The 3,233-nt window shown below is 65.5% G+C and carries 3 protein-coding genes; 2 read left to right on the forward strand and 1 reads right to left on the reverse strand.

What is annotated here, in order from left to right; all coding sequences use genetic code 11:
* Together ABIR74_RS01950 and ABIR74_RS01955 are read left to right on the forward strand one after the other, a co-directional pair.
* On the forward strand, positions 1-806 hold an 806-nt coding region (locus ABIR74_RS01950), incomplete at its 5' end, for a molybdopterin cofactor-binding domain-containing protein (RefSeq protein WP_348174928.1).
* Positions 807-808: 2 nt separating this feature from the next.
* Positions 809-1,276, forward strand: coding sequence for an SRPBCC domain-containing protein (locus ABIR74_RS01955; protein ID WP_348174929.1), 468 nt, complete (start codon positions 809-811; stop codon positions 1,274-1,276).
* Between the two features lie 7 nt (positions 1,277-1,283).
* On the opposite strand, the gene ABIR74_RS01960 is transcribed toward ABIR74_RS01955, so the two are convergent.
* On the reverse strand, positions 1,284-3,233 hold a 1,950-nt coding region (locus ABIR74_RS01960; protein ID WP_348174930.1), incomplete at its 5' end, for an NB-ARC domain-containing protein.

Genomic DNA, 3,233 nt, shown 5'->3' on the forward strand with positions numbered 1-3,233 from the left:
CCGGCACCTACGCGAGCCAGTTCGCCGTCACCGGGCTCAGCGCGGTCAAGGGTGCCGCTGACATGCTCGCGGGTCAGATGGTGAAGCTCGCTTCGATGGTCTTCCAGTGCCCGGAGGAGGCGATCGAACTCGCGGACGGCTTCGCCCGGATCAAGGACAACCACGAGGCGGCTCTGCCGTTCATGGCGCTCGGTGCGATTCCGAATGCCAACAACGCTGGGTTCCCGGACGATCCGCCGACGATGAACTGCCGGTACGTCTACCGGCCGCCGTTTGATGTGCCCGACAAGGAGCGGAAGTTCGGCAACCTGACGCTGACGTACGCGACGCAGATCCACGCGTGCGTCGTCGAGATCGACCCCGAGACGGGTGTGACGGAGGTCGTCGACTATGCCGCCGTTGACGACTGTGGAGTCAGAATCAACCCGCAGATCGTCGAGGGTCAGGTGATGGGCGCTACTGCGCACGCGATCGGCGCGGCCCTCTGGGAGTCGTTCGTCTACGACGAGGACGGCAACTTACTCACCCCGAACTTCTACGACTACCACGTCCCGCACGCGCTCGATGTGCCGGCGCTGAAGACGGGCGCGATCGAGTCCCCGTCGCCGTTCAGCCCGCTCGGCTCGAAGGGCATGGGCGAAGGTGGCGGCGGTGGGATCCACTGCATCTGCTCGGGAATCCAGGATGCGCTCCGGGCAGCCGGCGGCGCGATCGTGACCGACAGCCACAACCCCTACCACCGCGTCTGGGAGATGCTCAGCCATCCCGAGCGGTCGAGAGAGACAATCGAGGTGACGTCCAGGTGAATGTGAATGGAACAAAGGAGCTAGAGGCATCGCGAGAGGTGGTCTGGAGCGTGATCAACGACCCGGCTCAGATGGCCGGGCTGATGCCAGGCGTGGAAGGCTTCGAGATCAAGGACGACCGCCACTGGCAGGCGAAGGTGAAGGTGCCGCTCGGCCTCGGAGGCCTGAAGATGACGATCGACTTCGAGAAGCTCGAGGAGCGCCCGCCAGAGTTCGCGTCGATGAACGCGAAGGGCAAGGGTGTCGGAGCGATGATGAACATGACGACGTCGTTCACGCTCTCGGGTGAAGGCGATCACACCTCTATGGCGTGGTCGGCGGATGTGAAGATCGCCGGCCCTGTCGGCTCGATGGGCCAGCGGGTGCTCCAGCCGATCATCAACCAGCAGGTCGGGAACGTGCTGACCGCGCTCGAGGCGAAGGTCGCCGAGGCGAAGGCGGCTGCCGCCGCATCGGGCGAAGCCGGCTAGGAACCGGTTACCCCAGTGCGGCGAAGGCGAAGGCGATCGCATCGTCGCCCGCCAGCGACCGCCCCAGCTCGTACGCCTCGACACAAGCGGCATCTCCTAGCTGCTCGCGCACGAGTGCTCGTGTCTTGTCGTTCAGCTCGACGACCCACGGTGCGATCGCGCCGATTTCCTCGGTCAGCGCTTCCGAGTAGGAGAGGAGCTGCGCTGCACCTGCGATTCGTCCTGCGCGGGCGAGCACGTACGCAACCCGGGAGAAGGCCGACGAGAGGTCGAGTCGGCTATGGCCGCGAGCGATCGAGAGGTGCTCCGCTGCCAACGAGAGGGCTTCCTTGCACTTACCCTGGTCGGCGGAGATCAGAGCCAGTGCGCCCAGTGACTGCGCCTCTCGGAGTGTGTTTCCGAGCTCTCTGGCCTGGGTGAGGTTCTCGACGTACAGTGGCCAGGCTCGGTCATAGTCCTCGCTTTTCATGTACAGGGATGCGAGTAACCGGGTGACGCCCATGACAGAGTCCCGATCGCCGATCTCGCGGAAGTGTGCACGCGCCTCCTCGAGGAACGGTTGCGCGTCCACGTGATCGCGCAATGTTCCGCTGATCCGCCACAGAGCGTCCGCAGTCCCGGATCGGTCTTCGAGCATCCGATAGAGATCGAGCGCCTCGTCGGCGTACCGGCGCGAGCCGGCTAGATCGTCGTTCATCGTCAGCGTGTCCGCGGCGCCGATCAGAGCCTTGGCGCGAGCTGCGGTCGGACGCTCGTCGGAGGTGAGCGCCGCCGGAAGCCGCGTACGGAGTTCCGCCCAGTTCTCGTTCTTGAACCAGAACTCGACCAGCGCGCCCGCCAGTCGTAGAACCTGCTGCGTCTCTCCGGCCCCCTCGAGCCAGTCGAGCGCGGCGCGGAGGTTGTCGTGCTCCGACTCGAGCCGGTCCAGCAATTCGCGGAAGCCGTCGGGCCCTCGAAGTGCGATAGCGCGCAGGTGCGGGGCGGCCTCCTCGGCGAGTGCGAGGTAGTGATCGGCGTGACGGCGGTGGAGTCGTTCGGCTTCGTCTGATGCTTCGAGTTGTTCGGTTGCGTATTGGCGTATCGTTTCGAGCATCCAGTAGCGTGGCGTGCCTGTCGGGCCGTCGCGTTTGCGCAGGAGGCTCTTCTCGAGCAGTGACTGGAGGGTGTCGGGATCTGCGTCAGTGACCTGCTCGGCGGTCTCGTACGTGCAGCCACCGCTGAAGACTGCGAGCCGATGAAACAGTTGTTGCTCCTCGTCCGAGAGGAGGTCGTGTGACCATTCGATCGTGGCGCGGAGGGTTTGTTGGCGAGGGTCGGTGTCGCGGTCGCCTTTGAGTAGGTCGAGGCGTTGGCCGAGCCGGTCGAGCAGTTGTTGGGCGGAGAAGACGGCGGTGCGGGCGGCTGCGAGCTCGATCGAGAGGGGGAGTTCGTCGAGGCGGGCGCAGAGCTCGTCGACTGCCGGTGTGGGGGTGAAGCACGGGTCGATGGCTTGGGCGCGGGCGTTGAACAAGGCGCTGCCGTCTTTGGCTGCGAGTGGGGGGACGGGCCAGGTCTGCTCTCCCTTTATCCGAAGGCGTTCGCGGCTTGTGACGAGGACGGAGGCGTTGGTGTCTCGGAGGACGGCGATGTGGGTGGCTGCGTGGGGGAGGAGGTGTTCGAGGTTGTCGAGCACGAGCAGCAGCCGTTTGCCTGTGAGGTGATCCGTGAGCGTGTCTTCGAGCGGTCGGCCGGGCTCGTCCTTCAGTGCGAGTGCTTTCGCGAGTGATGGCAGCAGCAGCTCGGGGTCACGCAACGGGGCGAGCGGCAGCCAGGTGATCCCGTCGGGAAACAAGTCCGACGCTTCCGCTGCCGCCTGCAAGGCGAGTCGTGTTTTTCCGGTGCCACCCGGGCCGGTCAGGGTGAGCAGGTGGAGGTCGTCTCGGGCGAGCAGTTCGGCAACCTCGGCCAGTTCCTGCTT

Origin of the sequence: Gaiella sp. (assembly GCF_039915195.1) — a bacterium.
GTDB lineage: Bacteria > Actinomycetota > Thermoleophilia > Gaiellales > Gaiellaceae > Gaiella.